The sequence below is a fragment of the Sedimentitalea sediminis genome, assembly GCF_042687825.1.
In the GTDB taxonomy this organism is placed as follows: domain Bacteria; phylum Pseudomonadota; class Alphaproteobacteria; order Rhodobacterales; family Rhodobacteraceae; genus Sedimentitalea.
This window is the reverse complement of sequence record NZ_JBHUQE010000003.1, coordinates 211412-234363: the sequence shown is the minus strand read 5'-3', so window position 1 is coordinate 234363 and position 22952 is coordinate 211412. Positions and strand designations below refer to the sequence as shown.

At 64.4% G+C, this 22952-nt stretch carries 22 protein-coding genes; 6 read left to right on the top strand and 16 right to left on the bottom strand.

The window, feature by feature from the left end; translation table 11 throughout:
• Positions 1 to 30 precede the first annotated feature (30 nt).
• A complete protein-coding gene (locus tag ACFMPD_RS04370) occupies positions 31 to 1284 on the top strand; it encodes an MFS transporter (protein ID WP_380992179.1) in 1254 nt (417 codons plus the stop codon).
• Here ACFMPD_RS04370 and ACFMPD_RS04365 read toward each other — a convergent pair.
• Positions 1281 to 2162 (bottom strand): hypothetical protein, encoded by an 882-nt coding sequence (locus ACFMPD_RS04365; RefSeq protein WP_380992177.1) that lies wholly within the window; start codon positions 2160 to 2162, stop codon positions 1281 to 1283. The genes ACFMPD_RS04370 and ACFMPD_RS04365 overlap by 4 nt on opposite strands.
• Before the next feature lie 127 nt (positions 2163 to 2289).
• On the opposite strand from ACFMPD_RS04365, the gene metG reads away from it, so the two are divergent.
• The gene (metG, locus tag ACFMPD_RS04360; RefSeq protein WP_380992175.1) at positions 2290 to 3999 is read left to right on the top strand and encodes a methionine--tRNA ligase; all 1710 of its coding nucleotides are present in this window, start codon (positions 2290 to 2292) and stop codon (positions 3997 to 3999) included.
• 271 nt (positions 4000 to 4270) lie between these two features.
• Positions 4271 to 5143 (top strand): substrate-binding domain-containing protein, encoded by an 873-nt coding sequence (locus ACFMPD_RS04355; RefSeq protein ID WP_380992173.1) that lies wholly within the window; start codon positions 4271 to 4273, stop codon positions 5141 to 5143.
• A 165-nt stretch (positions 5144 to 5308) separates the two neighbouring features.
• On the opposite strand, the gene ACFMPD_RS04350 is transcribed toward ACFMPD_RS04355, so the two are convergent.
• The 11 genes from ACFMPD_RS04350 to ACFMPD_RS04300 form a co-directional block, all read right to left on the bottom strand.
• Complete coding sequence (locus ACFMPD_RS04350; RefSeq protein ID WP_380992171.1) at positions 5309 to 6127, bottom strand: ABC transporter substrate-binding protein; 819 nt, start codon at positions 6125 to 6127, stop codon at positions 5309 to 5311.
• A complete protein-coding gene (locus tag ACFMPD_RS04345) occupies positions 6124 to 6897 on the bottom strand; it encodes an ATP-binding cassette domain-containing protein (RefSeq protein ID WP_380992169.1) in 774 nt (257 codons plus the stop codon). Before ACFMPD_RS04345 ends, ACFMPD_RS04350 begins: the two co-directional genes overlap by 4 nt.
• Complete coding sequence (locus ACFMPD_RS04340) at positions 6890 to 7603, bottom strand: ABC transporter permease (protein WP_380992167.1); 714 nt, start codon at positions 7601 to 7603, stop codon at positions 6890 to 6892. The genes ACFMPD_RS04345 and ACFMPD_RS04340 overlap by 8 nt, the downstream gene beginning before the upstream one ends.
• A 164-nt stretch (positions 7604 to 7767) precedes the next feature.
• Complete coding sequence (locus ACFMPD_RS04335) at positions 7768 to 8763, bottom strand: ABC transporter substrate-binding protein (protein WP_380992165.1); 996 nt, start codon at positions 8761 to 8763, stop codon at positions 7768 to 7770.
• Between the two features lie 52 nt (positions 8764 to 8815).
• The gene (locus ACFMPD_RS04330; protein ID WP_380992163.1) at positions 8816 to 9658 is read right to left on the bottom strand and encodes an ABC transporter permease; all 843 of its coding nucleotides are present in this window, start codon (positions 9656 to 9658) and stop codon (positions 8816 to 8818) included.
• Between the two features lie 88 nt (positions 9659 to 9746).
• Positions 9747 to 10661 carry an ABC transporter permease gene (locus ACFMPD_RS04325; RefSeq protein WP_380992161.1) on the bottom strand — a complete coding sequence of 305 codons (915 nt, stop codon included), beginning with the start codon at positions 10659 to 10661 and terminating at the stop codon, positions 9747 to 9749.
• A 39-nt stretch (positions 10662 to 10700) separates the two neighbouring features.
• Positions 10701 to 11483, bottom strand: coding sequence for an ABC transporter ATP-binding protein (locus ACFMPD_RS04320; protein ID WP_380992159.1), 783 nt, complete (start codon positions 11481 to 11483; stop codon positions 10701 to 10703).
• Complete coding sequence (locus ACFMPD_RS04315) at positions 11480 to 12127, bottom strand: SDR family oxidoreductase (RefSeq protein WP_380992157.1); 648 nt, start codon at positions 12125 to 12127, stop codon at positions 11480 to 11482. Before ACFMPD_RS04315 ends, ACFMPD_RS04320 begins: the two co-directional genes overlap by 4 nt.
• 3 nt (positions 12128 to 12130) lie before the next feature.
• The gene (hydA, locus tag ACFMPD_RS04310; protein WP_380992155.1) at positions 12131 to 13582 is read right to left on the bottom strand and encodes a dihydropyrimidinase; all 1452 of its coding nucleotides are present in this window, start codon (positions 13580 to 13582) and stop codon (positions 12131 to 12133) included.
• Between the two features lie 121 nt (positions 13583 to 13703).
• Positions 13704 to 13922 (bottom strand): GIY-YIG nuclease family protein, encoded by a 219-nt coding sequence (locus ACFMPD_RS04305; RefSeq protein ID WP_380992153.1) that lies wholly within the window; start codon positions 13920 to 13922, stop codon positions 13704 to 13706.
• Between the two features lie 117 nt (positions 13923 to 14039).
• Positions 14040 to 15290, bottom strand: a complete 1251-nt coding sequence (locus ACFMPD_RS04300; protein WP_380992151.1) for a Zn-dependent hydrolase — start codon at positions 15288 to 15290, stop codon at positions 14040 to 14042.
• A gap of 167 nt (positions 15291 to 15457) precedes the next feature.
• Here ACFMPD_RS04300 and ACFMPD_RS04295 point away from each other — a divergent pair, with 167 nt between their 5' ends.
• Positions 15458 to 16072, top strand: a complete 615-nt coding sequence (locus tag ACFMPD_RS04295; protein WP_380992149.1) for a TetR family transcriptional regulator C-terminal domain-containing protein — start codon at positions 15458 to 15460, stop codon at positions 16070 to 16072.
• A 49-nt stretch (positions 16073 to 16121) separates the two neighbouring features.
• On the opposite strand, the gene preA is transcribed toward ACFMPD_RS04295, so the two are convergent.
• From preA to ACFMPD_RS04275, 4 genes are all read right to left on the bottom strand, one after another.
• The gene (preA, locus tag ACFMPD_RS04290) at positions 16122 to 17426 is read right to left on the bottom strand and encodes an NAD-dependent dihydropyrimidine dehydrogenase subunit PreA (RefSeq protein ID WP_380992147.1); all 1305 of its coding nucleotides are present in this window, start codon (positions 17424 to 17426) and stop codon (positions 16122 to 16124) included.
• A 105-nt stretch (positions 17427 to 17531) separates the two neighbouring features.
• Positions 17532 to 18869, bottom strand: coding sequence for an NAD(P)-dependent oxidoreductase (locus ACFMPD_RS04285; RefSeq protein WP_380992145.1), 1338 nt, complete (start codon positions 18867 to 18869; stop codon positions 17532 to 17534).
• A 147-nt stretch (positions 18870 to 19016) separates the two neighbouring features.
• Positions 19017 to 19655: a cupin domain-containing protein gene (locus ACFMPD_RS04280; RefSeq protein WP_380992143.1), complete on the bottom strand. Its 639-nt coding sequence runs from the start codon at positions 19653 to 19655 to the stop codon at positions 19017 to 19019.
• Between the two features lie 51 nt (positions 19656 to 19706).
• Positions 19707 to 20345 (bottom strand): hypothetical protein, encoded by a 639-nt coding sequence (locus ACFMPD_RS04275; protein WP_380992141.1) that lies wholly within the window; start codon positions 20343 to 20345, stop codon positions 19707 to 19709.
• Between the two features lie 196 nt (positions 20346 to 20541).
• Here ACFMPD_RS04275 and ACFMPD_RS04270 point away from each other — a divergent pair, with 196 nt between their 5' ends.
• On the top strand, positions 20542 to 21546 hold the full coding sequence (locus ACFMPD_RS04270) for a hypothetical protein (RefSeq protein WP_380992139.1): 1005 nt from the start codon (positions 20542 to 20544) through the stop codon (positions 21544 to 21546).
• Positions 21547 to 21639: 93 nt separating this feature from the next.
• Positions 21640 to 22932: an O-acetylhomoserine aminocarboxypropyltransferase/cysteine synthase family protein gene (locus tag ACFMPD_RS04265; protein WP_380992137.1), complete on the top strand. Its 1293-nt coding sequence runs from the start codon at positions 21640 to 21642 to the stop codon at positions 22930 to 22932.
• Positions 22933 to 22952: the final 20 nt, after the last annotated feature.

The window sequence follows — 22952 nt, the reverse complement described above, 5'->3', positions numbered from 1 at the left end:
GCCCACGGCACCGGTCATGCTGGGCCGGTCATGCGCATGTTGATTTCCTTTGCCGCCCTGTTCCTGTCCGTAATCCTGCTGCAATTGTCCACCGGCGGTGTCGGCCCCCTGGATGCGCTGTCGGGACTGGATCTGTCCTTTACCAAGGCGCAGATCGGATTGCTGGGCTCGGCGCATTTTTTGGGGTTCTTCATCGGCTGCTGGTGGGCACCGCGGCTGATGGGCAGCGTCGGCCATTCCCGCGCCTTTGCCGCCTTTACCGCCGCCGGCGCGATCGGGCTGCTGGCGCATATGCTGGTGATCGATCCCTATGCCTGGGCCCTGATGCGGGTGATGTCCGGCCTGTGCGTGGCCGGCTGTTACACGGTGATCGAAGCCTGGCTGCAGGCCAAGGTGACCAACGAGACCCGCGGCCGGGCCATGGGGGTCTACCGGGTCGTGGACATGAGCGGATCGCTGGTGGCGCAGCTGCTGATCGCGGTCCTGCCCCCGGCCAGCTATGTCAGCTACAACCTGCTGGCCATCCTGTGCTGTGCGGCGCTGATCCCCATGGCCCTGACCCGGGTCCAACAGCCCGAAACCAACGGGGCGCCGCGGCTGCGCCCGATGCTGGCAATCGAGAAATCACCGCTGGCGGCAGCCGGTGTGGTGGTCGCGGCGCTGTCCTCGGCCAGTTTCCGGATGGTCGGGCCGGTCTATGGCCAGGAGGTCGGCCTGTCGGCCGGGCAGATCGGCTGGTTTCTTGCCGTCTTCGTTCTGGGCGGGGCGCTGGCGCAATACCCGGTGGGCGGACTGGCGGACCGGTTCGACCGGCGCTGGGTGCTGATCTGGCTGTCGGTGGCGGCGATCCTGTCTTCGATGCTGACCCTGGGGGCACCGGGCCTGGGGCAAGGCGGCGTGATGATCAGTGCGCTGATCTTTGGCGCGACCACCTTTCCGATCTATTCGGTGGCCGCGGCCCATGCCCATGATTTCGCCGACAGCAGCGAACGGGTTGAACTCTCGGCGGCGCTGATGTTCTTTTTTGCGGTCGGCGCCATTGCCGCGCCGTCGGTCGCCTCGACCCTGATCGAACGCTACGGTCCGCACGCAATGTTCACCATGATCGCCGCCGGCCATCTGGTGCTGGTCGTCTTTGGCCTGACCCGCATGCGCGCCCGTCCGGCCCCGGACCGGCGCACCCGCTACGTCTATTCCCCCAGAACCTCGTTCCTGATCGGACGGCTGACGCGCCGGCAACGCGATACCGGACGCCGGTCGGATGACTCCCGGCCCGCGCCCTAAAGGTCGTCCAGTACGTCGCGCGGATCGAGCTTGGACATCGGCACCGCGCATTCCATCACGATGGACACCGCCAGCGCCGGATCGATCCGGGAACCGGCGCGACCGATCACCTGCTGGATGGCCAGGCCAAAGGCGGCGAAATAGTCGTCCGGATGCAGATCATAGCGCCGCAGAACCGGCAGGCAGCCGGCAAAAAGGCGCTGCACGAAATCTTGCGGCCCGTCACCGATGCACACCCCGGCCGGCAGCCGCGGCTGCCCGAAGGCCGCGGATGGCACCGATTTGGCCACCCGCGCAAACAGCTCGTGCAGGTCGGGAAACTCGGTCGCCCCCATGCGCTGCGCCATGCCGGCGGTCAGATTGAACAGTGAAATCGGCTGCTCTGCCAGACGCCCGGTGAGAAAACCGCCGAAAAAGCGCTTTGAGCCATCCGGCAGCGTCATTTCCAGCATCTCGGGAGGCTGCAGCCCCGGCGCCCCCTCCTCGATCCGCAAGACCAGCGCATAGACGGTTGAAAACCCGGCCAGCGACCCCAGCACAGCCAGCACAGTATCGACCCTTTCGGCCTGCCCGGCGGGCAACGTCGTCAGAAGGTGCTCCGTTAGATCGTGGCCCGTGATGCGCGCGCGCAATTGCGGGTTCTTCTGCTGTTGCGCGGCGATGGCAGCCTTGAGCGGGCCAAGCGCGCCCTGCTGGCGGACGGTTTCGGCGGCGGCGGCGGCACCGCTGCCGGTGGCAAAACCAGCCCCGGGCCGGTCCGGTTCGGGGCGTATCGCCGGGTTGCTTTCCAAGGACATGCTGGCTCCCAATCGGTCTTGCTCGGACATCCGCGACACTGGTGCCGGATCGTGACGGAAATCGGACGCGAAAACGGTCATTTGCGGGTCCTTCCAAGGCCGCCCGGCATCCGCGGCGCGGCAGGCAGGCGGGATCGGCGCACTCTGTCTGGCGCTGACGCGCGCGATGATCTAAACGAGGCGGACACCGACCAAAGGCAAGACCCACATGGCACGCATTCTCATCACCTCGGCGCTTCCCTATATCAACGGGATCAAACATCTGGGCAATCTGGTAGGCAGCCAGCTGCCCGCCGATCTCTTTGCCCGGTACATGCGCGCGCGCGGCCACGAGGTACTATTTCTCTGTGCCACCGACGAACATGGCACCCCGGCCGAACTGGCGGCAGCAAAGACCGGTCAGCCGGTGGCGGAATACTGCGCCGAACTGCACGAGGTGCAGGCCGAAATCGCCCGCCGGTTCGGGCTGAGCTTCGATCATTTCGGCCGCTCTTCCAGTCCGCAGAACCACAGGCTGACCCAGCATTTTGCCGGCAAGCTGGCGGAAAACGGGCTGATCCGAGAGGTCACCGAAAAACAGGTCTATTCCAACGCAGACGGCCGGTTCCTGCCGGATCGTTATATCGAGGGCACCTGCCCGAATTGCGGCTACGAGCGCGCCCGCGGCGATCAATGCGAGAACTGCACCAAACAGCTGGAACCGACCGACCTGATCGAGCCGCGCAGCGCCGTGTCGGGCAGCACCGACCTGGAGGTGCGCGAGACCAAGCATCTGTATCTGTGCCAGTCCGCCCTGCGCGACGATCTGGACCAATGGATCGACTCCAAATCCGACTGGCCGGTGCTGACCACCTCGATCGCCAAGAAATGGCTGCATGACGGCGACGGGCTGCAGGACCGCGGCATTACCCGCGATCTGGACTGGGGCATTCCGGTGAAAAAGGGCGATCAGGACTGGCCGGGCATGCAGGGCAAGGTGTTCTATGTCTGGTTCGATGCGCCGATCGAATATATCGCCTGCGCCGCCGAATGGGCCGAGGCCACCGGCAATGACTGGGAACGCTGGTGGCGCACCGACAAGGGCGCGGATGACGTGCGCTATGTCCAGTTCATGGGCAAGGACAACGTGCCGTTCCACACCCTGTCCTTTCCGGCCACGATCCTGGGCTCGCGCGAACCGTGGAAGATGGTCGATCACCTGAAATCCTTTAACTATCTCAACTATGACGGCGGCCAGTTCAGCACCAGCCAGGGGCGCGGCGTGTTCATGGATCAGGCGCTGGACATCCTGCCGGCGGATTACTGGCGCTGGTGGCTGTTGAGCCATGCGCCCGAAAGCAGCGACAGCGAATTCACCTGGGAGAATTTCCAGCAGTCGGTGAACAAGGATCTGGCCGATGTGCTGGGCAATTTCGTCAGCCGGATCACCAAGTTCTGCCGCAGCAAGTTCGGCGAGACCGTGCCTGCGGGCGGCGAGTTTGGCCCTGACGAGACCGCGCTGATCGAAACTCTGACGGGACGTATCCGCGCCTATGAGGGCCATATGCAGGCCATGGAAGTCCGCAAATCGGCGCAGGAACTGCGCGCGATCTGGGTTGCCGGCAACGAGTATCTGCAAAGCGCCGCCCCCTGGGCAACATTCAAGACCGAGCCCGAGCGCGCCGCCGCGCAGGTGCGGCTGGGGCTGAACCTGATCCGTCTTTATGCGGTGCTGGGCGCGCCCTTTGTCCCCGAGGCGGCGGCCCGGATGCTGAGCGCCATGAACACGCTGGACACAAGCTGGCCCGACGATGTCGCCGCGGCCCTGACCGCCCTGCCCGCGGGACATGAATTCACCGTGCCCGAGGTACTGTTCGCCAAGATCAGCGACGAACAGCGCGAAGACTGGGAAAGCCGCTTTGCCGGTCAGCGGGGCTGAGACCGCCCCGCCGCCGCTCTGAGCGGTCGCCAGTGCATCGGGGCAATGATTGCGAAAACGCGTTTGGCACATTCGGCCGGGCGCATGGGTTCTTTATACGGTCCGGCGCGTCCATCGCCCGGGCCGGACGCGCAGACGAGCGAGGAGCTTTGCGGATGGTAACCGGACGGCAATCCTTTTCCCCGCGCCAGTGGCGGCGCGATGAGAATGCCGGCGCATCGTTCCGGCCGGCACCGCACGGGCTGGCCCTTTCGGTCCGGCGGCCCTGACAATGGCCGGATATCTGACCACCCGTGAACTGGCCGAATTGCTGCGCATCGGCGAACGAAAGGTCTATGACCTGGCTGCCAGCGGCGACGTGCCCTGCGTACGCGCCGTCGGCAAGCTGTTGTTTCCCCGTGCCGAAATCACCGCCTGGCTGGCGGCCTCGCGCACCGGACCCGAAGTGGCCGAGCCGCCGCTGCCGCCGATCATCGCCGGCAGCCATGATCCACTGCTGGACTGGGCGCTGCGCGAAAGCCGGTCGGGACTGGCCAGTTTCTATGACGGCTCGTATGACGGCATCGACCGGCTGGCCGCCCGATCGGCACAGGCTGCCGGGGTGCATATCCGCGAGGACGGCGGTTGGAACCGGGCGGCCCTGCGCGCCGCCGTCGGCGAAGCGGCCATCGTGCTGGTCGAGATCACCCAGCGCCAGCGTGGCCTGCTGCTGGCGCCGGGGCTGAGCGGGATCAACGGCTTTGCCGATTTGGCCGGGCGGCGGGTGGTGCTGCGCCAGTCCAGCGCCGCCAGCCAGCGCGAATTCGACGCCCAGCTGGGGGCTGCCGGCCTGTCACATGACGATATTCTCGCCCTGCCGACCCGCGCCCGTACGGAAGAGGAACTGGCAATCGCGCTGCATGACGGCAAGGCCGAAGCCGGGTTCGGTCTGGGGGCGCTGGCCGGGCTTTACGGGCTGGAATTCGTACCGCTCGGCGTGGAACGGTTCGATCTGGCGGTCTGGCGCCGCGCCTGGTTCGAACCGCCGCTGCAAAAACTGATGGCGTTTCTGGACTCGCCGGCCTGTGCTGCGCGTGCCGCCGAATTGCCCGGCTATGACCTGAGCGGGTTGGGCACCGTACATCACAACGGCGCCAGCGGCTGAGCCGGGCATCGCCGAAACGCTGCGCCGCCGCACCCCCAACCGCAACCGGCACAGGCGAGTGGCGCCAAACCAATAGGGCGGCGGGCCACTCACCTCCCGCCGCCCCTTGCCCTTCCGGCCCGGAACAAAGAAACCGGTCAGGCAATTTGCCCTGACAGGGCAAATTTATTGCGCATTCGGAAAGAACAGCTGTTCCCCCTGCAGCAGAAAACCCGCGATTGCCGCCTGGCCGTCCGCACCGGTCAGCCAGTCGATGAATGTCTGTGCCTCGGCGGCGCGCACGCCGGCATGCCTCTCTGGGTTCACCAGGATCACGCCATACTGGTTGAACAGGCGCGGATCGCCCTGCACCAGCACTTCCATGCCCGTCTTGTTGCCAAAGGCCAGCCAGGTCGCGCGGTCGCTCAGCACATAGGCTTGCATGCCCGCGGCAACATTCAGCGTCGCCCCCATGCCGGACCCGGTTTCGCGATACCAGCCGCCGGACTCTGCGGCCACGTCCAACCCGGCCTCGGCCCACAAACCCAATTCGGCCTTGTGGGTACCGCTGTCGTCGCCACGTGACGCAAACGTCGCCCGGGTCCGGGCGACGGCTTGCAGCGCCGCCACAATGTCGGTGCCTCCCGCCACGCTGGCCGGATCCGCCCGGGGACCGATCAGCACGAAATCGTTATACATGACATCCCGGCGCGACACGCCCCAGCCCTGGGCGACAAACGCCTCTTCGGCGGACCGCGCATGCACCAGCAACACGTCACCATCGCCGTTCATGGCATTGCGGATCGCCTGCCCGGTCCCGACCGCGACCACCCGCACCTCGATCCCGGTGCGGGCGCGGAATTCCGGCAGGATCGCATCCAGCAGGCCGGAATTCTGCGTCGATGTGGTCGATTGCAGCACGATGAACGGCTCGGACGCCCGCACCGAACCGGCCAACCCCAGGCCAAGCACCACGGCAAAACAGCGGATCCATGCGCCGATCATGCGAGGTCGTTCCGTTCCCTGTCGCGTTGAATAACCAGCGCCCCGGCCAGAAACTGCCGTCCGGCGCGGCTTTGGGGCGCGTCAAAGAAATCCGGAACCAGCCCCTGTTCGACCACCCGACCGCCCTGCATCAGCACGATGTCGCGACCCAGCCGATAGGCCTGGCCGACGTCATGAGTGACCATCACGATGCGGGTACCGCGGCGGGCGGCGCACAGGATCATCGCCTCGATCTGCTGCGTCGCCGCCGGATCCAGCGCGCTGGTCGGCTCATCCAGAAACAGGATCCGCGGCGCACAGGCCAGCGCCCGCAGGATCGCCAGACGCTGCGCCTCGCCGCCGGACAGGCTGCGCGCAGGCTGGCGGGCCTTGCCCTGTAGACCGGCCTCGGCCAGCAACGCCGCAATCCGCGCCCTGCGGCTGCGCCGGTCCAGACGCTGCCGTCGCAGAACAAAATCCAGGTTGGCCGCGACCGACCGGCGCAGCAGCACCGGTTTCTGGAACACCATGGCCTGCCCCGAGCGTTCCGCTGTGCCCAGGGCGCGGCCATCCTGCAGCACCTGCCCCCGATCCGGTGCGATCAGCCCGTGCAGACAGCGCAACAACAGGCTTTTGCCGGCCCCGTTGGGGCCCAGGATCACGGTCGGACCCGGCCCGCCCAACAACAGATGCGGCACATCCAGCAGGGATCCCCCGCTGCGCCCGATCCGCAGCCCCTCGACCTCGAGCAGTGGCTGCGTTTGTGCCGCGAATTCGGTGAGGTCACGCATGGCGCAGGGCCTCGCGCTCGTCCCGCAGGGTCAGCAGGCTGACCAGTCCGGTGACGCCGATAGCCACACCGATCAGGATCACCCCCAGCGCCAGGGCCAGCGCCAGGTTGCCCTTGGAGGTTTCCAGCGCAATGGTCGTGGTCATCAGCCGGGTGACGTGGTTGATATTGCCGCCGACGATGATCACCGCACCGACCTCGGCGATGGCGCGGCCGAACCCGGCCAGCAGCGCCGTCAGCAGCGCAAGGCGCCCGTCCCACAGCAGGGTCGGCACCGACGCCAGCCGCGACACCCCCAGCGAACGCAGCTGTTCGGAATATTCCGCCTGCAGCGTCTCGACCGCCTGGCGAGTCAGCGCCGCGATGATCGGCGTCACCAGCACCACCTGCGCCACGATCATCGCCGCCGGGGTATAAAGCAACTCCAGCAGGCCCAGAGGCCCGGCGCGCGACAGCATCAGATAGACCATCAGGCCCACCACCACCGGTGGCAGCCCCATCAGCGCGTTCACCAGAACGATCGCCAAACGGCGCCCCGGGAACCGCCCGACCGCCAGCGCCGCCCCCAGCGGCAGCCCGATCAGGGCCGCGATCAGAACCGCCAGCAGTGACACCCGCAGCGACAGCAGCACGATGGCCCACAACTCGGAATCGCCGTACAGGATCAGGCCGAACGCGATCATGAATTCTTGCGCAAAATCCTGCATTATTTTCTGTTTTTGAGTAAATTCCGTATCTTATGCAGGACTATGTCACAGAATATTGCCAGCGTCATCCGCAAAAACCGGCCCGTGGCGAAACCGGGGCCGGCGAAAAAATGGCGGCCCCCAATCGGGAGCCGCGCCACACCAGGCCAGCGGCCAGTGTCAGATCACTTGAGCGCCTGATCCGTGATCAGATGCGTCCAGGCGCCTTCGGGTTCCTTGGTGATCGCCGGATTGTCCGGAGACACCGCCGACAGCAATGTCTTGACCGTTTGCTCGTAATCCGCCGGGTCCAGCTCTCCATTGCTGCCCGCGGTCAGCTTGGCCACCTCTCCCATCATGTAAACCTGGTGGTCCAATGTCTGCGCGCCGGTCGCATCGAAATCCAGAACGATTTCCGCCGCTTCTTCCTGGTTTTCCTCGGCATATTTCCACCCTTTCATGCTGGCCCGTACAAAACGGACCATCTTGTCGACAAAAGCCGGGTCTTCCAGTTGCTCCTCCAGCACATATAGACCATCCTCGAGCATCCCAAATCCCATGTCGAGGTAATTGAAGGTTACGAGCTCATCAGGGGTAATTCCGGACTGCAAAATCTGGCGATACTCGTTATAGGTCATGGTCGAGATGCAGTCGGCCTGCCCTTGGATCAGCGGATCGGCCGAAAACGCCTGTTTCAGAACGGTCACGCTGTTGTCGCCCGCCCCATCCGTCCCGATCCCCAGTGACGCCATCCAGGCATAGAACGGGTATTCGTTGCCATAGAACCAGACCCCCATGGTTCGGCCGGGAAAATCGTCGGGGCTCTGTACGCCGGTGGATTTCAGGCAGTTGACCTGCAACCCGCCGGTCTTGAACGGCTGGGCAATGTTCACCAGCGCCACACCGCGTTCGCGCACGGCCAGCCCTGCTGCCATCCAGGTGGTGATGACATCCGCCCCGCCCCCCGCGATCACCTGTTCCGGCGCGATATCCGGGCCGCCGGACTTGATCGTTACATCCAGCCCTTCTTCGTCATAAAACCCCCGGGCTTCAGCCACGAAATACCCGGCAAACTGCGCCTGCGTGACCCATTTTAACTGCAGCGTAACCTGATCCGCAGCCAGCGCCGGCACACTGCCCAGCGACAGCGCAAGCAAGCCCCCTACGATCGTCTTTTTCATGGTTGATACTCCTTGTTGAACTTGGTTATTCGCACCCGTCCATTCTCCGGTTTTATCGTTGTGACGGATGCCAGAATGTTACCGCTCGCTCTGCCAGGGCAATCGCGCCGTAAAACAGCGTGCCCGCCAAGGCAGCGACAACGATCTCCGACCATACCATGTCCAGCGCAAGCTGCCCGACGCTGGTCGAGATCCGAAACCCCATCCCGACGATGGGTGATCCGAAAAACTCGGCAACGATCGCGCCGATCAGGGCCAGCGTCGAACAGACTTTCAGACCGTTGAAAATGAACGGCATCGCTGCCGGCAGGCGCAGCTTGAAAAAGCTCTGCCAATAACTGGCCGCATAGGTGTGCATCAGGTCGCGCTGCATGGCGCCGGCCTCGCCCAGCCCGGCGACGGTGTTGATCAGCATCGGAAAGAACACCATCACCACCACGACGGCCGCCTTGCTGTGCCAGTCAAAGCCGAACCACATCACCAGGATCGGCGCGGTGCCGACAATGGGCAACGCGGCGACAAAACTGCCGACCGGCAACAGGCCGCGGCGCAGAAAGTCGCTGCGATCCACCAGAACCGCCACCAGAACCGCGGACAGACAGCCGATCACATAACCTGACAACGCACCTTTCAGAATGGTCTGAACGAAATCCTGCCACAACACCGGCAAGCTGTCCGCGAACCGCGCCGCGATCAGGCTGGGCGTCGGCAGGATCACCATTGGCACGTCCAGCCCGCGCACCACAAGTTCCCAGCCCGCCAACACGGTCAGTCCAAAGATCACCGGCACCGCCAGTCGCGCGGCCCGGCCATCGGCGTGCCGCCCGCCGGCCAGACGCGCATTGATCCACCACCCCAGCCCCCACAGGAGAACCGCGCCCATCACCATGACCATGACATGCCCCCCTTCCTCTTGCTGAAAATATCCCGGGGGAGTCGCGCCTGCGCGACGGGGGCTGGCCCCCATTCTGTAACCCGATCCGTCACGCCATCCCCATCCGTTTCAGCACCAGCCGCTCGACCAGCCCCAGCAATCCCACCAGCGCAGCCGCCAGAATGGCCGCGGCAAACAGGGCCGACCAGATCTGCACGGTCTGGCCATAATAGCTGCCGGCCAGCAGCCGCGCGCCCAGTCCGGCCACCGCACCGGTCGGCAACTCGCCGACGATGGCGCCCACCAGCGACGCGGCGATGCCGATCTTGAGCGAGGCAAACAGATAGGGCATCGAGGCGGGCAGTCGCAGTTTCCAGAACCCCTGCGTCTTGCTCGCATGATAGGTGCGCAACAGATCCAACTGCATCGCATCCGGGCTGCGCAACCCCTTGACCATGCCCACGACCACCGGAAAAAAACTGAGATACGCGCTGATGACGGCCTTGGGGATGATCCCCTGCACCCCCACCGAATAGAGTACCACAATGATCATCGGCGCCAGCGCGATGATCGGGATGGTCTGGCTGACGATGGCCCAGGGCATCACACTCATGTCCATGACGCGGGAATGCACGATACCGACGGCCAGCAGGATACCCAGCCCGGTGCCGATGGCGAACCCCAGCAACGTGGCACTGAGCGTGACCCAGCCGTGATAGACCAGACTGCGCTTGCTGCCGATCTTTTTCAGCACCGTGGTCTGCCACAGCTCGATCGCCACCTGGTGCGGCGCCGGCAGACGCGGGCGCTCCTGTGCCCAGGTCGCCGGTATGGCGAACCCGTTCCGCGCAACCAGCCCGATCGAGAACATGTCACGCCGCGCCTTGGCTCCCTCGGGCGCGACCGGCGTTCCGGCGCGTTCGGCCGCGTTCAGAACGCTCTTGATGTTCATCGGCACACAGGCCGCGTACCACAGAGCGACGATCACAGTGACAACGGTCAAAACCGGCACGGCCGCTCTCATCGCGGCCGCCTCTGGCCGGTGCAATGCCCCGCAGATCGCTCAATCATCGCCATGGCCCGCCCTCAGCCCCTCGCGCACCCGGTGCGCGATCTCGATAAAGGCCGGCGTGTCGCGGATCTCCAGCGGCCGTTCGCGCGGCAAAGGGCTGTCGATCACGTCCGTGATCCGCCCCGGGCGCGGACTCATCACCACGATCCGGGTGCTCAGATAGACCGCTTCGGGGATCGAATGGGTAACAAAGCCTATGGTCTTGCCGGTGCGCGCCCAGAGCGCCAGCAGCTGTTCGTTCAGATGGTCGCGCACGATCTCGTCCAGCGCGCCGAACGGCTCGTCCATCAACAGGATCCCGGCATCGAATCCCAAGGCCCGCGCGATGCTGGCCCGCTGCTGCATGCCACCCGACAACTGCCAGGGAAACTTGCTGCCGAACCCTTCCAGATCAACAAGTTGCAGCACATCGCGGACGCGCTTTTCCTGTTCCGCGCGGGAAAACCCCATGATTTCCAGCGGCAGCCTGATATTGCCGGCGATGGTGCGCCAAGGATACAGGCCCGCGGCCTGGAACACATAGCCATAGGCGCGCTGCCGCCGCGCCTCGTCCGGGGACATGCCGTTGACCGTAACGGTGCCGCCGGTCGGCTGTTCCAACGCCGCGAGTACGCGCAGAAAGGTGGTCTTGCCGCAGCCGGACGGTCCGATGAAACTGACAAAATCGCCCTTGCCGATGGTCAGGCTCACGTCCTTGAGCGCCTGTACCGGCCCATCATTGGTCTGAAAGGTCAGATCGAGATCATGTGCCTCGACAACAGGTTGGCTGGTCATACCGATCTTGTGATACCTCCATCGACACGGATGTTCTGCCCGGTGATGTAGCCGCCGCCCGCAGATGCCGGAAAGCTGATCGTCGCAGCGATCTCATCCACCCGGCCATAGCGCGGCATCGGGATCCGGTCGCGGACCTCATCTTTCTCTGCAAGACTGTCGATAAACCCCGGCAGAATATTGTTCATGCGTACATTGTCGGCCGAATGCTTGTCGGCAAACAACTTGGTATGGGCCGCAAGGCCCGCGCGGAACACAGCTGAAATGGGACACACCGGGTCTGGTTCAAAGGCGGCGAAAGTCGAGAAGTTGATGATCGTCCCCTGTTTTTGCGCCGCCATCGCAGGCGTCACCAGCGCGGCTGCGCGCACGGCATTTATCTCATCGCGCGGCCCATGGCCCGCGGAATTGACCAACATACCGATGCAGATCACAGCCAGAATGGACTTTAAAACAATGCCTTGCATTTCATTGTTCGACCGATGCGATCCGGTCACACCGATGCCGCCCAATTCCTTGGCAAGCGCCTCGCCCTTACCTGGCGACGACAGGATCCCGATCTGATAACCGTCCGCATGCAACTGCCGGGCCGCGCCCGCACCCATGCCGCTGCCGCCCCCCACGACCGGTGCCGCTCTCGTCATGCGCTATACACCGGTTGCCGGAATACCCGACCGTTCGACCGGACGCGGTGCGGTCAATTCTTTCCAACTGCTCAGCGCCCTGTTGACCGTACCATTGGGCTCACGCTTGATGAATTTGCCATGGCCCTCCTGGGTTCGGATCTCGCCGTCGTGCACCGCCACATGGCCACGCGTCAGGGTAAAGCGCGGCAGACCCTTGACGTGCTTGCCCTCAAACACGTTGTAGTCGATCGAGGATTGCTGGCTGGCAGCGGTGATGGTCTTTTCCTTTTCCGGGTCCCACACCACCAGATCGGCATCCGCCCCGACCAGAACGGCGCCTTTTTTCGGATAGCAATTCAGTATCTTGGCGATGTTTGTTGATGTCACGGCGACGAATTCGTTCGGGGTCAGCCGCCCGGTGGCCACGCCATGGGTCCACAGCATCGGCATCCGGTCCTCGAGCCCGCCGGTGCCATTGGGGATCTTGGTGAAATCGCCCACGCCAAAGCGTTTCTGTTCGGTGGTAAAGGCGCAGTGATCGGTGGCCACCACCGACAGGCTGCCGGATTGCAGCCCGGCCCACAGGCTGTCCTGATGCTGCTTGTTGCGGAAGGGCGGGCTCATCACCCGGCGGGCGGCGTGATCCCAGTCGGGGTTGAAATACTCGCTTTCATCCAAGGTCAGATGCTGGATCAGCGGTTCGCCCCAGACCCGCTTGCCCTGCATCCGCGCCCGGCGGATCGCTTCGTGACTGTCCTCGCAACTGGTATGCACGACATAGAGCGGCACGCCGGCCATGTCGGCGATCATGATGGCGCGGTTGGTGGCCTCGCCCTCGACCTGCGGCGGTCGGGAATAGGCATGCGCTTCGGGGCCGGTATTGCCCTGGGCCAGCAGCTTGGCCGACAGTTCCGCCACCACGTCGCCGTTCTCGGCATGCACCAGCGCGATGCCGCCCAGCTCGGCCAGGCGCTGGAACGAGGCATACATCTCGTCGTCATTCACCATCAGCGCGCCCTTGTAGGCCATGAAATGCTTGAAGGTGTTGATGCCGCGCTCGCGCACCACGGTTTCCATCTCGTTGAACACCTGCTCGCCCCACCAGGTCACCGCCATGTGAAAGGAATAGTCGCAATTGGCGCGGGTCGATTTATTGTCCCAGCGCTTCAGCGCGTCCAGCAGCCCCTCTTGCGGGTTGGGCAGGGCGAAATCCACCACCATGGTGGTTCCCCCGGCCAGAGCCGCGCGGGTGCCGCTTTCGAAATCGTCGCTGGAATAGGTGCCCATAAAGGGCATTTCCAGATGCGTATGCGGGTCGATCCCCCCCGGCATCACGTAACATCCGGTGGCGTCCAGTTCCTGATCGCCGGTCAGATTCGGGCCGATTTCCGCGATGACGCCGTTTTCGATGCGCAGATCCGCCTTGTAGGTCAGATCGGCGGTGACGATGGTTCCGTTCCTGATGACTGTCATCGGTCTTCTCCCTGGCTGCCCCCGTCCCGGCCTGGCGCCGGGACCCTGCGCCGGCTCAGTTGGGTATGCGGGCGGTTATGTCGGCCCAATCCGGGTTGGATTGGGTGATCAGCGCGATTTTCTAGTTGCGCTTCCAACGCTTGATCCGACGCTCGCGCAGTTGTGCCGCCTGCAGGGTTTCGTGCGGTTCGAACCAGACCAGCCGGCGGATATTGTACCGGGCCGTGTGCGACGACAGGCCGGCGCGATGCGCTTCGACGCTCTGGCGCAATGCGTGGGTGCGTCCGGTAAAAAGGGCTCCGCCCGGACGCGATGCCATAATGTAAACGAAATGCGGCATCTTCCGACATTTGCCGGCATTGGTTAACGGGCGGTAAACCGCGTCCCGGGCTTGACCCGGGACCTTCGGGCACAAGGTCCCGGGTCAAGCCCGGGACGGGATGGATACGCGCAGAGATCACTCCACAATCTCCGCCGTCTCGACAACCGCATGAAACAGCACATTCGCCCCGGCGGCGGCCCATTCGGGCGAGATTTCTTCGGCCTCGTTGTGGCTCAGGCCATCGACGCAAGGGCACATGACCATGGCAGTTGGCGCGACGCGGTTGATCCAGCAGGCATCATGCCCCGCCCCCGAGATCAGATCGCGATGCGAATAGCCCAACCGGTCGGCCGCGTTGCGCACCGCCGCCACGCAGTCCCCGTCAAAGGCGACGGGATCGAACCCACCGACCTTTTCGAACGCGACGCCCAGCCCCATGGCGTCGGCGATCTTCTGTGCCTCGCTGCGCAGGCGCGCTTCCATATCCTCGATCACGCTCAGCTCGGGGCTGCGGAAATCCACCGTGAAGACGACCTTGCCCGGGATCACGTTGCGCGAGTTCGGATAGACGTCGATATGACCGGCCGCGCCGACGGCATCCGGTGCGTGGCTTAGGGCAATCTCGTCGACTTTTTCCAGGATGCGCGCCATGCCCAGACCGGCATTGCGGCGCATCGGCATCGGGGTCGAGCCGGTGTGGCTGTCCTTGCCCGTCACCGTCACCTGGGTCCAGCTGAGCCCCTGGCCGTGGGTGACGACGCCGATATGCTTGTCCTCGGCCTCCAAGATCGGTCCCTGCTCGATATGCAGTTCGAAAAAGGCGTGCATCTTGCGGGCGCCGGTCTCTTCCGCGCCGCGCCAGCCGATGCGCGCCAGCTCATCGCCGAATGTCAGCCCCTCGGCATCCTTGCGATCATAGGCCCAGTCCTGACTGTGCACACCGGCGAACACGCCCGAGGCCAGCATTGCCGGGGCAAAGCGCGTGCCCTCTTCGTTGGTCCAGTTGGTCACCACGATCGGGCGTCTGGTGCGGATTCCGGTGTCGTTCAGCGTGCGGATAATCTCGAGCCCGGCCAGCACCCCCAGCACACCGTCATATTTCCCGCCGGTCGGCTGGGTGTCGAGATGGCTGCCGACATAGACCGGCAGCGCCTCGGGCTCGGTGCCTTCGCGCCGGGCGAACATGTTGCCCATCTGATCCAGCCCCATGCTGCAGCCCGCGGCCTGGCACCATTTCTGAAACAGCGCGCGCCCTTCGCCATCCTCGTCCGTCAGCGTCTGGCGGTTGTTGCCGCCCGCGACGCCCGGACCGATCCGGGCCATGTCCATCAGGCTGTCCCACAGCCGCTCGCCGTTGACCTTCAGGTTCTGCGCCGGTGCCGCCATGTGTCCCCCCAACTGCGGATTCTTCCGCTTATGCTTGAATGATTTGACCAACTGGTCAAAGTAACGCTATCACGGCAGGGTGATCAGTCAAGAAGCTGACGCGGCATCCGGTGCCCGAAGCAACGCCAAAACACCGGACTTCAGGCCAACGAGGACACGTCGTGCCCATGCCCCCTTCCCGCCCCGCCACCAAGATTCAGGCCCGCAATCAGGCGACCATCATGGAAGCGGCGCTGGAGGTATTTTCCGCCAATGGATTTCGCGGTGCAACCGTGGATCAGATCGCCGAAGCCGCGGGACTGAGCAAACCCAACCTGCTGTATTATTTTCCGTCCAAGGAAGCGATGCACAATGCCCTGCTTGCGCAGTTGCTGGACACCTGGCTGGATCCGCTGCGCGCGCTTGATCCCGCGGGCGAACCGCTTGCCGAATTGCTGGGCTACGTGAACCGGAAACTGGAAATGAGCCGAGATTTTCCGCGCGAAAGCCGGCTGTTCGCCAACGAGATCGTGCAGGGCGCACCCCGCATACACGCCGCCCTGACCGGCGACCTCAAGACGCTGGTCGATGACAAGGCCGGGGTCATTGCGGGCTGGGCACGGGCTGGCCGGATCGCTCCGGTGCATCCGCACCACCTGATCTTTTCGATCTGGTCCCTGACGCAGCACTACGCTGATTTCGATGTTCAGGTCCGTGCCGTGCTGGGTGACGAAGACCCGTTTGACGGTGCCGCCGAATTTCTCGAGACGCTGTACCGGCGCCTGCTGACGCCGTCGCCCTGAGGCGGCGCAAAAACCGGGGACCCAGCCCCGAGAGACGGTTCAATAAACATCATTCGGCCGCCTGCGCGGCGGGGTTGTTCGGATGCGTGGTCCAGTTGGCATATTCTGCCTGAACCTCGCGACCGGTTCGGGGATCGACCTGGCCGGGCGGCACCCGAACCATCGAGATGCAGTTTTCCACCGGGCAGACATCGACGCACAGGTTGCAGGCGACGCATTCCGCGTCGATCACCTCGAACACCCGGTCCGCCTTCATGGCGATGGCCTGATGGCTGGTGTCCTCGCAGGCGGCATAGCAGCGGCCACATTTGATGCAGGCGTCCTGATCGATCCGGGCCTTGGCGACATAGTTCAGGTTCAGATATTGCCAGTCGGTGACGTTGGGCACCGCCCTGCCGATGAAATCCGCGGTGGAGCCATAACCTTTTTCGTCCATCCACTGCGACAGGCCGGTGATCATCTCCTGCACGACCTTGAATCCATAGGTCATGGCCGCGGTACAGACCTGGACATTGCCGCAACCCAACGCCATGAATTCGGCGGCATCGCGCCAGGTGGTCACCCCGCCGATGCCGCTGATCGGCAGGCCGCGGGTCGCCGGGTCGCGGGCGATCTCGGCCACCATGTTCATCGCAATCGGCTTGACCGCGGGTCCGCAATAGCCGCCATGGCTGCCCTTGCCGTCGATGGACGGTTCCGGGCTGAACGTGTCCAGATTTACCGAGGTGATCGAACTGATCGTGTTGATCAGCGACACGGCGTCGGCGCCGCCCGCGTGCGCCGCCCGCGCCGGATGGCGGATGTCGGTGATGTTCGGGGTCAGCTTCACGATCACCGGACGGTCATAATACTGTTTGCACCAGCGGGTGACCATTTCGATATAGTCCGGAACCTGCCCTACGGCGCTGCCCATGCCGCGCTCGCTCATCCCGTGCGGGCAACCGAAGTTCAGTTCGATCCCGTCGGCACCGGTTTCCGCCACACGCGGCAGAATGGCCTTCCAGGCTGCCTCTTCACAGGGCACCATGATCGAGGCGATCAGGACCCGGTCCGGATAATCCGCCTTGACCCGTGCCATTTCCTCGAGATTCACCTCAAGCGGACGGTCGGTGATCAGTTCGATATTGTTCAAGCCCAGCAACCGCCGGTCCGCGCCATGGATCGCGCCATAACGCGGCCCGTTCACATTGACCACAGGCGGCCCCTCAGCGCCCAGCGTCTTCCACACGACACCGCCCCAGCCAGCCTCGAAGGCGCGGCGCACGTTGTACTCCTTGTCGGTCGGCGGCGCCGAGGCCAGCCAGAACGGGTTGGGGCTGCTGATCCCCAGAAAGTCGCTCGTCAGATCCGCCATCGTTTCGTTCCTTGTCTCTGTCCCGTCCCGGACCTGATCCGGGACCTGCTGCCTGGCCGTCGACGCAACCAGCCACGAGGCCCCGGATCAGGTCCGGGGCCGGGTTCAACCCGCGGTCAGCCGGGCGTGAATGTCCATGGCCGCGTTGCGTCCCTCGGCCACCGCGGTCACCGTCAGATCTTCGCCGCCACTGGCGCAGTCGCCGCCTGCCCAGACCCCGTCCAGGCTGGTCCGACCCGGTCCGGTGACAGCGATCTTACCCTGCTCCAGCGTCAGGTTCTGCGGCGAGTCATCCAGCGTCTGACCGATAGCCCGCAACACCTGATCCGCGGCCAGGCGAAAGGTCTCGCCGGTACCTCTCAGCGCGACGCCGGAACTGTCGGTGTATTCCAGTTCGATTTCGCGGACCGCGCCATTGCCCAGAATCTTGACCGGTTGGACATTGGTCAGGATCCGCACGCCCTTTGACGTGGCCAGATCCTGTTCGAACCGGCTGGCCGCCATCGCCTCGCGACCCCGACGGTAGGCGATCGTGACCGTTTCGGCCCCCAGCAGCCGGGATTGTATCGCCGCGTCGATCGCGGTCATGCCACCACCGATGACCACAACGTTGCGCCCGACCGGCAAGGTGGACAGGTCGTCGGCCTGACGCAGATCGGCGATGAAGCCGACCGCATCGCGCACGCCTGCCATGTCCGCCCCCGGGCCGCGCAGGGCATTCACCCCCGAAAGGCCGATCGCCAGGAACACCGCGTCGAACCCGTCGCACAACTGCTGCAAAGAAAGCGCCGGGCCCAGCGCCATGTCGGTCCGCACGGTTATGCCGCCAATCTGCAGCAGCCAGTCCACCTCGGCCTGGGCGAAGCCCTGTGTCGATTTGTAGGCGGCGATGCCGAACTCGTTCAGACCGCCGGATTTGGACCGGGCTTCGTGGATCACGACATCATGGCCCAGCATCGCCAGCCGGTGCGCACAGGCCAGTCCGGCCGGCCCGGCCCCGACCACCGCCACCGTCTTGCCCGTGGGCCTGGCCCGGGTATAGGGATGTGCCGCCTCCGCCATCGCCGCGTCGGTCGCATGGCGCTGCAATCGGCCGATCTCGACCGGTCTGCCCTCGGCGATCTCGCGGACACAGGCCTGTTCGCACAGGGTCTCGGTCGGGCAGACCCGGGCGCACATGCCGCCCAGAATATTCTGGTCGAAAATCGTCCGCGCTGCGGCTCGCGGATGACCGGTCTGGATCTGCCGGATGAACAACGGGATGTCGATATCGGTCGGACAGGCGGTCACGCAGGGCGCGTCGTGACAGAAATAGCACCTGTCCGCCGCCACCGCCGCTTCATGCGGCGCAAAGGCCGGGTGCAGGTCACGAAAATTCTCGGCTAGCGCATCGCTGGTCAAGCGCCCCGCCACGATGCCCGGTGCCATCTGGCCTGTCGCCATGACTGTCTCCCTGATGATCTGCGTTGCTATTTGCTGCCTCTCAGAGTGCCACATCTGGCACATTTGGCAATAATTTTTTACCGATTGGTCAAATTTTTCACTTCCAAGCGGGCTTAGCTGTCCAAACGCATGGCGCCAGTACAGAGATCAGACCATCCCGGCCAAATGTCCGGTCTTGAGCCAGACCCGTGCCCCATCGGACCCGGCATCGGCGCGCAACCGCGATCCGGGCGGCAGGCGCAGCCAGTCCCAGCGGACGAATTTCTCGCCGGATTCGACAAAGCCGCCCGAGATCACAAAGACCTCGCCCCCATCGGACATATCCCGGTCGATCCGGGCATCCGGTGCCCAGATTTCGATGCGCACATCCTCGTGATCGTCGCGATAAAGCGGCAGACATTCGCTGGTGGCTGCCAACGCGTTCACATGCAGACGGGTCCGGTCCTCGGGGTGCATCTGATGCAGCTTGACCAGGATCGTCGCGCCCGCAGCCGCGGCCGGGCTGTGCCGCGATGTCGGCGGGTTGCGCACGTAGCTGCCAACCGGGAAATCTCCGGTTTCATCCTGAAACACCCCGTCCAGAACCAGGAATTCCTCGCCTCCGTCATGGGTATGGGGCGCAAAGGCGCTGCCCGGTTCGAACCGCACGATGGTTGTGGCGCGCGCCACCTCGTCACCGATCCGGTCCAGCATCTTGCGCTGCACCCCGCGCGCAGGCGACGGCACCCAGGGCGTCTGATCGAAATGCACGGCCGCCCGGTGCGAAAATTCGGCGTTCAATTTCATGCGGCAGCCTCCTGTTGTGGTCGCGCCACCCGGGGCAGCCCCGGAACGGTCTCAGGGTATCTGAATGCCCTGCCGGTTGTACTTGGCGCGGTCCGTGGTCAAATCGTCATAGGTGATCTGGACTTCGATCATCGCAATCGAGCCCTGCTGAAAGTCGCGATAGGGCAGACCGTCCGTCTCCAGAATCGCGGCGGGCGTTGCCGCGTCCAGATGGCATTCGGGCAGCGGCCAGGGTTCGGGCGGATTGCCGTTCAGACCGACGCGCAGTTCCAGCAATCCGCACCGCCAGGACCACAGATGCGTGACATAGAGCAGGTCGCGGCCATTGAATTCGCGGACGGTGATCCAGTTGCCGCGCGTCGCATTCAGGATCGGCTTGACCTCGAGCGCGGTGGTGAACTTGCCGGTCGGCACCTGCGGTTCGGCCACCAACTGCGGTTCGGCCGGTGTCAGAAACGCGGGCGGGGCCACCGGTTCGGGGGCCTGTTCGGCCTGTTGCTCCGACCCATCGGGCGTCGCATCTGGCGCCGTCACGGCGACATCTTCGGCCAGGCCCATCTGGTTGCTTTCGTCCGCCGGGGTCTGCTGTACCGCCGGCTGCGCCAGTTGCGACGCTGCGCCGGCCGAGCCGGCGATCTCGCCCGCCGACTGGACAACCACCGAAATCATCAGCATCAGTACTTCGAACATGGAGCGCCTTTCTTTGTGTTGCCGCTATATGGTGCCCGCTTCTGGCCCCCGTTTTACAGCTCGCCGGCCGCCCGAGCCTGCCCCAGCCTCCCCGGAACGCAATGACAGGTCAAATGCGGGCTTTTGTTAATCCTGTCGTGACTATAGTAACAACAACGGCAGATGCCGCAGCAAAATTTCAGCGGCTGGAAAACCAATGGTAAACAGACAGGCTCCGCCCCAACGGTTCAATGTGATGGTCGTCGGCCAGGCCGGGCGTCTGCAATACGAGGCGATGCTGTTTGCCGCCTCGCTGCGCCGGACCAATCCGGCGTTTCCCGGCCGGCTTTTCGTGGCGACCCCGCGCAACGGTCCGGCCTGGGACCGCAACCCCACGCTGCGCAATCGCGCGGTATTGCGGGTGCTGGACCGGCTGCAGGCCGAAATTCTGCCCTTTGACAATCAAGTCTTTGGCCAAAGCTATCCTTTCGGCAACAAGATCGAGGCGCTGCTGGCGCTGCCGCCAGACGAGCCCTTTGTGTTTTTCGACACCGACACGCTGATCACCGGCGACCTGATGTCCGTGCCGTTCGATTTTGACCGTCCCTCGGCGTCGCTGCGCCGCGAAGGCACCTGGCCCGAGCCGACCTTGTACGGCCCCGGTCAGCACGAAATCTGGAAATCGCTCTATGACCGGTTCGATCTGGATTTCGACAGCAGCCAGGACCCGGCCCAGCCGATCAACCACTGGCGCCGCTATCTTTATTTCAACGCCGGCTTTTTCTATGGTGCCTGCCCGCATGTCTTTGGCCGGCGGTACCTGGACTATGCCCGCTCGGTGCGCGACGACCCGCCGCCGGAACTGGTGTGCCAAAGCCTGTTTCCCTGGCTGGACCAGGTGGTTCTGCCGCTGGTCGTACATGCCATGGGCGGGGGCCAAGACGCACTGCCCGAGGGATATCTGGACGGCGAGGTCAGCTGTCACTATCGCCGCATCCCTCTGCTGTATGCGCGCGAGGCTGACGACGTCGTGCAGGTGATGGAGACGGTATCGGCGCCGAACTGGATCAAAAAGGTGTTGAAGAACCACGAGCCGATGAAACGGCTGGTCTATCAGGGGCGCGGTGCCAAACTGCGGGCGATGTTCGACCGCGAGAACCTGCCACGCAGCGAACAGGCCCTGCGCAACCGGATCCGCTCCGCCGGCTTTTGGATCCGCTAGTCACCGCGACGCCCGAACCGCGCGCGCCCCGTTGTCATGGCGCAGACGATCGCTTAGGTCTGGTCGCCGATCAACACGCAGGGAGTTTCTTTCATGACCGACGGCCCCAATCACGGCTTTGACACGTTGCAGATCCACGCCGGCGCCCGGCCCGACCCGGCCACCGGAGCACGGCAAACGCCGATCTATCAGACCACGGCCTATGTGTTCCGCGACGCCGACCATGCCGCCGCGTTGTTCAATCTGCAGGAAGTCGGTTATATCTACTCTCGCCTGACCAATCCCACGGTGGCGGTTCTGCAGGAACGTATCGCCACGCTCGAGGGGGGCGTCGGCGCGGTCTGCTGCTCGTCCGGACACGCGGCCCAGATCATGGCGCTGTTCCCGCTGATGCAGCCGGGCATGAACGTCGTCGCCTCGACCCGTCTGTATGGCGGCACGGTCACCCAGTTCAGCAACACGATCAAGCGCTTCGGCTGGACCGCCACCTTTGTCGACTTCGACGATCTGGACGCGGTCAAGGCGGCCATCGACGACAACACCCGCGCGGTGTTCTGCGAATCCATCGCCAACCCGGGCGGCTATATCACCGATATCGCGGCGATCTCTCAAATCACCGACGCCGCCGGCATTCCGCTGATCGTCGACAACACCAGCGCCACGCCCTATCTGTGCCGCCCGTTCGATCTGGGGGCCACCCTGGTCGTGCATTCCACCACCAAGTACCTGACCGGCAACGGTACGGTCACCGGCGGCTGCATCGTCGACTCGGGCAAGTTCGACTGGTCCGCCAATGACAAGTTCCCCTCGCTCAGCGCGCCGGAACCGGCCTATCACGGGTTGAAGTTCCACGAGACGTTCGGTCCGCTGGCCTTTACCTTTCACGGGCTGGCCATCGGGTTGCGCGATCTGGGCATGACGATGAACCCGCAGGCGGCGCATTACACCTTGATGGGCATCGAGACCCTGTCGCTGCGCATGCAGCGTCATGTCGAAAACGCCGTGACCGTCGCCAAATGGCTGGAAGCCGATCCGCGGGTCGAGTCGGTCACCTATGCCGGGCTGGAATCCTCGCCCTATTTCCACCGGGTCGAGAAGGTCTGTCCCAAGGGGGCCGGCGGGCTGTTCACCTTTGCCGTCAAGGGCGGCTATGACGCCTGCATCAAGCTGGTCAACGCGCTGGAAATCTTCAGCCACGTGGCGAACCTTGGCGACACCCGCTCGCTGGTCATCCATTCGGCCAGCACCACCCACCGCCAGCTGACACCGGAACAGCAAGAGGCCGCCGGCGCCAGCCCGAACATGGTGCGCATCTCGATCGGCATCGAGGATGCCAAGGATCTGATCGCCGACCTGGATCAAGCGCTGACTCAAGCCACGGCCTGAGAACTGGCGGGGCCGGTTCT

What these genes read in the sequence shown, in the direction of transcription:
- ACFMPD_RS04285 (WP_380992145.1), bottom strand. Translation starts at nt 18,869, where the DNA reads ATGGCGACAGGCCAGATGGCACCGGGCATCGTGGCGGGGCGCTTGACC.
- hydA (WP_380992155.1), bottom strand. Translation starts at nt 13,582, where the DNA reads ATGACAGTCATCAGGAACGGAACCATCGTCACCGCCGATCTGACCTAC.
- metG (WP_380992175.1), top strand. Translation starts at nt 2,290, where the DNA reads ATGGCACGCATTCTCATCACCTCGGCGCTTCCCTATATCAACGGGATC.
- ACFMPD_RS04325 (WP_380992161.1), bottom strand. Translation starts at nt 10,661, where the DNA reads ATGAGAGCGGCCGTGCCGGTTTTGACCGTTGTCACTGTGATCGTCGCT.
- ACFMPD_RS04265 (WP_380992137.1), top strand. Translation starts at nt 21,640, where the DNA reads ATGACCGACGGCCCCAATCACGGCTTTGACACGTTGCAGATCCACGCC.
- ACFMPD_RS04300 (WP_380992151.1), bottom strand. Translation starts at nt 15,290, where the DNA reads ATGGCGGCACCGGCGCAGAACCTGAAGGTCAACGGCGAGCGGCTGTGG.
- ACFMPD_RS04350 (WP_380992171.1), bottom strand. Translation starts at nt 6,127, where the DNA reads ATGATCGGCGCATGGATCCGCTGTTTTGCCGTGGTGCTTGGCCTGGGG.
- ACFMPD_RS04330 (WP_380992163.1), bottom strand. Translation starts at nt 9,658, where the DNA reads ATGGTCATGGTGATGGGCGCGGTTCTCCTGTGGGGGCTGGGGTGGTGG.
- ACFMPD_RS04270 (WP_380992139.1), top strand. Translation starts at nt 20,542, where the DNA reads ATGGTAAACAGACAGGCTCCGCCCCAACGGTTCAATGTGATGGTCGTC.
- ACFMPD_RS04320 (WP_380992159.1), bottom strand. Translation starts at nt 11,483, where the DNA reads ATGACCAGCCAACCTGTTGTCGAGGCACATGATCTCGATCTGACCTTT.
- ACFMPD_RS04340 (WP_380992167.1), bottom strand. Translation starts at nt 7,603, where the DNA reads ATGCAGGATTTTGCGCAAGAATTCATGATCGCGTTCGGCCTGATCCTG.
- preA (WP_380992147.1), bottom strand. Translation starts at nt 17,426, where the DNA reads ATGGCGGATCTGACGAGCGACTTTCTGGGGATCAGCAGCCCCAACCCG.
- ACFMPD_RS04315 (WP_380992157.1), bottom strand. Translation starts at nt 12,127, where the DNA reads ATGACGAGAGCGGCACCGGTCGTGGGGGGCGGCAGCGGCATGGGTGCG.
- ACFMPD_RS04280 (WP_380992143.1), bottom strand. Translation starts at nt 19,655, where the DNA reads ATGAAATTGAACGCCGAATTTTCGCACCGGGCGGCCGTGCATTTCGAT.
- ACFMPD_RS04365 (WP_380992177.1), bottom strand. Translation starts at nt 2,162, where the DNA reads ATGACCGTTTTCGCGTCCGATTTCCGTCACGATCCGGCACCAGTGTCG.
- ACFMPD_RS04275 (WP_380992141.1), bottom strand. Translation starts at nt 20,345, where the DNA reads ATGTTCGAAGTACTGATGCTGATGATTTCGGTGGTTGTCCAGTCGGCG.
- ACFMPD_RS04305 (WP_380992153.1), bottom strand. Translation starts at nt 13,922, where the DNA reads ATGCCGCATTTCGTTTACATTATGGCATCGCGTCCGGGCGGAGCCCTT.
- ACFMPD_RS04355 (WP_380992173.1), top strand. Translation starts at nt 4,271, where the DNA reads ATGGCCGGATATCTGACCACCCGTGAACTGGCCGAATTGCTGCGCATC.
- ACFMPD_RS04345 (WP_380992169.1), bottom strand. Translation starts at nt 6,897, where the DNA reads ATGCGTGACCTCACCGAATTCGCGGCACAAACGCAGCCACTGCTCGAG.
- ACFMPD_RS04335 (WP_380992165.1), bottom strand. Translation starts at nt 8,763, where the DNA reads ATGAAAAAGACGATCGTAGGGGGCTTGCTTGCGCTGTCGCTGGGCAGT.
- ACFMPD_RS04295 (WP_380992149.1), top strand. Translation starts at nt 15,458, where the DNA reads ATGCCCCCTTCCCGCCCCGCCACCAAGATTCAGGCCCGCAATCAGGCG.
- ACFMPD_RS04370 (WP_380992179.1), top strand. Translation starts at nt 31, where the DNA reads ATGCGCATGTTGATTTCCTTTGCCGCCCTGTTCCTGTCCGTAATCCTG.